The sequence below is a fragment of the Vibrio sp. V12_P9A6T4 genome (assembly GCF_963874835.1).
GTDB lineage: Bacteria > Pseudomonadota > Gammaproteobacteria > Enterobacterales > Vibrionaceae > Vibrio > Vibrio anguillarum.
Genome location: NZ_CAWNJO010000120.1, coordinates 1 through 4,961, shown reverse-complemented (window position 1 = coordinate 4,961; position 4,961 = coordinate 1). Strand labels below are relative to the sequence as shown.

Here is a 4,961-nt window from a genome sequence, read left to right as displayed (position 1 = left end):
GGATAAGTGCATGTAACTACACACAAATTAGGCAAATTTAAGACTTGCTCTCAATTTTTTTTGATATTTATCAAAATATTTATAATTTAATCATTATATAGAGCAAAACTCATGGTGCAACCAAAGAATTCCTCTATTTCACTACGAGACATAGGGGGGTTGGGCCATAAAAAAACGACTCACAATTGTGAGTCGTTCAGTCGAAACTATGATGCACGGATGCTTAATTTGATTCTTTAAATGCCTTCATCGCTTGCAAATGCTGTGAGATTTTCTTGAACTTATGGTTCTGGGTTTCATCCCAAATGATATCGTAGTAGTTTTCGAGCTCTGCTGCTGTTTTGCTGTTGTCATGAATTTCATCTTCTTTAGATAAAATCACTAAACAGCGTCCTTTATTTTTTACCCTGTATTGCTCAACACACTTAGTCGCAATATCTTCATACTCTTCAGGGCGATCGATGCGTCCAGTCATGTTTGTTTCCGGATGCAAGTTAGGATTAAACACCACTTGCTTAATTCCGCATAAGAATCCAATCCGCTCAGACCAGAAGCCGCCGAGGCCTACGCCACAAATAATCGGATGTGGGTCATCAGACAACTCAATCACTTTATGCACTTCTTTTAGAAGATGCTGCATATCGTGTTTTGGGTGCTGTGTACTGTAGTTAATAAAACGGACATCGCTGTCAATAAATTGCAATTGCAGTACTTTTTCATGGTTTCCTGGGCTTGTTGAATCAAAACCGTGCAGATAAATAATCATAATAACTCCCCACTCCTTGAGGTTTTTAATCTACCACGAAGATTGTGGTTTCAAAGACTTTAACCTTAATTTACTGCAACAAAACGACGAAACAGTGATCCTAGCTACATAATGTGCGTTTTAGATGTTCGGCTTGTTGACGATAATAGTCATCACCCCATAATTGATGTGCTAACAAATACCATAACATGGCCATCATTGTTGCTCTTGGATGCCAAGCCACCACTCCTTCGACCCAATCATCGACCCCCACAATCTCACGCAATTGACAATAACGGTAGACCGCCTCTAATGGTTTTTCTTCTGCAACATCAATGCTTAAAGCCAGGTCGAGTCGGGGGTCGGCAATTGAGGCGTATTCCCAATCAATCACGCGGTTACCTTCATCGGTTTTAACCATATTGTAGCCAGCTAAATCAAAGTGACACAAAGTATGACCAACATCAGCAAGGTTAGGTGCGGTGCGCCAACGTTGATATAAAGCCGACAAGTCCTCACTTTTATACTCAGCTTTGAGCTGTAGCCAATAATGATCAACCCGAGCGATAAAACTGAAAGGGGCAACTGGGATGCGTGCTGTACTGAGATTATGGATCTTTATCTGTGTTTTTAATAGAGAATCGAAAGGTAAACCACCAGTAAGGGATTGGCCATCAATCCATTCAACCAATAATCCTTGATCATTAATGGAAAGTGGCTTGGGGCCTAAGTGAGAAGATTCGATAGCAGAGAGAATTTGATATTCTTGAAAACGCGAAATGGAAAAGGCTTGAGTGATCGGCGTATTAGGCCGCCAAACAAAGCTGCGTTCCTCCGTGACAATTTTCCAACATCGGTTTGTTAACCCCCCCGTCAGCGTTTGTGCATAGTCGGGGGGAGCAGAGAAGAATCCTTCTAGCGACGTTAAGGTACGATCAAGCTGACAAGCTTCACGCCAAGACATTCTCGCCATAAGGACCTCTTCTCTCAATTACTCAATTTTGTAATTAAAAACCGAGTAAACTTTTTGACTGCTGTTTACGAATTTCGGTTTCATCTGCCCATTCAATAAGGCCACTTTGAAGATCCATTAAACGCATCGTCATTTTGTAATATACATCTTTATCACTACTTGCGTTTTTCACAATACTCGACAAGTTGCCATACAGCATATATTGTGCGCCAACCATTTTGCCAAACTGAATGGCGGTACTTTGGTTGACCAACTCATCATTATTTTGGAAATTGAGCTGTTCGCGCACGGCTTCAACACGATCCATGTCGACGAAGCGGAACTTACCTGAATTCAACATCTTAGTACTGATGGTGTCAGTGATAGATTCAGTATCAATGTGCTCACTGGTTTTATTTTTGATTCGCTCAACAAACACGATAGGACGAGAATCACGGGTAATCGCTGCTACCGAACCTGACATCATCATGCTATCAACCATTTCCCCCGCGATTTTTTGTAAATCTGTTGAACCAAAATCAACTGTCGTCGTTTCAACGGATTGTGCATCTCCGTAGCTGACTTTATTTGAACAGCCGCCCAAAATGACAGCGAGCCCTAGCAATGCGATAATACTTTTGTTCATATTGGTTCCTTACTTTCCCAATTTAATTATTTGACCCACGGATCTGTACGCGAAACTGTTTTCCATTTGGATTGACAGAAATCTCCGACAACGACACCGTCTCCATCCCACTGATGATTTTTTGTTTCCAAGGACTTTGTCTGTTATTGACTTCAAGCCCATCATCGTCATACCAAGAAAAACGGTACTCGATAATTTGGTCACCTTGGTAATGACTCACTAAACGCACAAGTCCCCTCGTATGACCATCCACTTGGTTAGTTGCAATGTCTTCAACAACCAAGCGATTACCTAATACATTGTCGCCAAATAGCACTTTTTGCGAAGCGCCATCAACTCTTAATCCTGCGGTATTTTCAGCACATCCAATCAATGAGAATGTGACTAACAGTCCCAATATCCACTTTTTCATTACAATCTTCCTAGTTGTTTATGCCAGATGGTTGAATGACGTCCCTGACGAGAAACCCACACCAAAGTGGTGCCTTTTTCCGGTACAGAAAACTGATATTCTTGCTCTCCCACCTTTATTCGTTGCTCGCCTGCATTGACTTGCAAACTGGCCGTTTGCACCAACCCTGGCAGCGTTAGCCAACTGCGCGTATCGGGCTGCTCTGTCAGCAGATTCCAAACGTTGAAGACTAAATTACCAACATTGTCATCTTTGGCCGCTTCTTTGCGCAATTGATCTTTCGCCAGCACTCTCAACACTTGCCTTATTACTATAGAGGGCATTTTCTCAGACAAGTTTCGACTTGCCATTAAATTCACATCCGTCAGAAAATGAGAAGTCAGTACTTTGTCATTCATCGTCAGTGATGAAAATGATTCAACGGGTGTATTCGGATAATAAGGTAAGGCGAGAGAATACAATGCGCCATTTCCTCTGCTGTCATACAAGGGTAAAGATTGACGCCAGCTATCTAAGGCTTTCACCACACTCTGCTCTTCTATTATAAGCACACGACCTTGAGAAGCAGTCAGTGAATGAGATTTCCCGTAGCGTTTCTCTAATTGGATTAGGTCTTCTCTCATCCCTAATCGTTTCGCAACGCGTAATGTCCCCTCTATAACCTCAATATTATCGGGAGTGACTGCCAAAGCGCGTCGATAGTCGACATAGGCACTGTTAACATCACCAGAGGCTTCATAAAGCAAAGCAGAAAGGTAAAAAAGGTAACCATTCTGCACCGCCTGCAAAGCTTTTCCTGCATCAGGGTAGTTTGCTAGTACGCTGCCTAAGTTTGGTGTCACACCTTGTGATTTTAGCTCTTTTTGCGCCTTTTCAAGTTCCGCTTCTCTAGCCTGCCTTGCTTGCTCTTGTACCTGATTCGCTCGCCGAACTTCAACCAGAGCTCCATCCAAATCATTCTGTTGTAAATAATTCAAACCGAGATAAAGATGTAAAAAACCAAGTTCATAATCCGCAGGAACGTATTCCATCAAGTTATCATTCACAGCCAACGCACCGACACTTGTCGCCGTATCACTTAGTGAAATCAATGCCTTATCTTGTTGAATTTTAACCGCAGAATCACTCAATTCGAAACTACGCTTACTGTCTACATAATTCTGGTTAAGAAAATGGACTCGCCCTTTTTCCAGATTGTCTAGAATGTCACCCGCGACAAATTCCGCAAGTTCATTCTCCGCATCTTGATACTGCCCAGATTTAACTGACTGATAGACAGCGCCATTTTGAGCACTGTAATGACTAAACAAGTTCCCCGCAGAAAAATTAGCACAGGCATTGAGAAAAAAAGGCGATAAAAAAACCGTAATATGTCGCACGTAACGCTTCACTCAATACTCCATATTTAACTCTAATCGTATCAATCGAGCGCCCAATAGTGGCTGGGCGACCCATGCATTAGCTCATCAAAAGCGGACCCAACGGGCGACCGCCAACCAAGTGCATATGAATGTGGTAAACCTCTTGGCCACCATGAGCGTTACAATTCACTATCAAGCGATAGCCATCTTGTGCAAGACCTTCTTGTTGAGCGATTTTTTTTGCCACTGTAAACATACGTCCCATAGCCGCTTCATGCTCAGGTTCAACATCGTTGGTCGTCGGAATAAACGCATTGGGAATGATAAGAATATGGCTAGGCGCTCTAGGGTTAATGTCCCGAAAGGCGGTCACTAAATCATCTTGATAGAGGATATCTGCAGGAATTTCTTTACGGATAATTTTGCTAAAAATGGTTTCTTCAGCCATGAAATACTCCACTAGTAAATAGGCCTACGCAGTCACATCAAAGTACATTAGATCGAGATAAGTGGTTCAAGGCTAATACCTAAGTGGCCCACGACAACATATCGACAACCGATAGAACCGACACTAATTTGACCTTAATGCTACTGAATATAATAGGTGTGTAGTTGGATTTGAGTATGCGTGAACCCTGTCAAAAGCTCAATAAAAAACACCGTACGCGTAGCATAAATGACAGAACACTAATATAAAAAATGCGTTTTGCCAGACCCGTCATAAAATGTACGTCTCACATTCAATACAATACTCATTATTTTGTTATTTTTTAAAACAAAACACTATTTTTCTAGGGAGAGGATTATGAAGGGTTCAGTGATTAGGCGAATGTACGCTGGTTTCA

The 4,961-nt window shown here is 42.0% G+C and carries 6 protein-coding genes; all 6 read right to left on the bottom strand.

Annotated features, from left to right (window positions below; genetic code table 11):
* Positions 1-223 precede the first annotated feature (223 nt).
* The 6 genes from ycfP to hinT all read right to left on the bottom strand — a co-directional run bounded on the left by ycfP (position 224) and on the right by hinT (position 4,564).
* The gene (gene ycfP, locus AACQ42_RS16935) at positions 224-766 is read right to left on the bottom strand and encodes an alpha/beta hydrolase YcfP (RefSeq protein WP_013856523.1); all 543 of its coding nucleotides are present in this window, start codon (positions 764-766) and stop codon (positions 224-226) included.
* Positions 767-866: 100 nt separating this feature from the next.
* Positions 867-1,718 (bottom strand): phosphotransferase, encoded by an 852-nt coding sequence (locus AACQ42_RS16930; protein WP_176429722.1) that lies wholly within the window; start codon positions 1,716-1,718, stop codon positions 867-869.
* A 34-nt stretch (positions 1,719-1,752) separates the two neighbouring features.
* Positions 1,753-2,343 carry a penicillin-binding protein activator LpoB gene (lpoB, locus tag AACQ42_RS16925; RefSeq protein ID WP_013856521.1) on the bottom strand — a complete coding sequence of 197 codons (591 nt, stop codon included), beginning with the start codon at positions 2,341-2,343 and terminating at the stop codon, positions 1,753-1,755.
* Between the two features lie 22 nt (positions 2,344-2,365).
* The gene (locus AACQ42_RS16920) at positions 2,366-2,755 is read right to left on the bottom strand and encodes a YcfL family protein (RefSeq protein WP_013856520.1); all 390 of its coding nucleotides are present in this window, start codon (positions 2,753-2,755) and stop codon (positions 2,366-2,368) included.
* Positions 2,755-4,146, bottom strand: a complete 1,392-nt coding sequence (locus AACQ42_RS16915; protein ID WP_017042311.1) for a COG3014 family protein — start codon at positions 4,144-4,146, stop codon at positions 2,755-2,757. Before AACQ42_RS16915 ends, AACQ42_RS16920 begins: the two co-directional genes overlap by 1 nt.
* A 67-nt stretch (positions 4,147-4,213) precedes the next feature.
* Positions 4,214-4,564, bottom strand: a complete 351-nt coding sequence (gene hinT, locus AACQ42_RS16910) for a purine nucleoside phosphoramidase (protein ID WP_094166200.1) — start codon at positions 4,562-4,564, stop codon at positions 4,214-4,216.
* Positions 4,565-4,961: the final 397 nt, after the last annotated feature.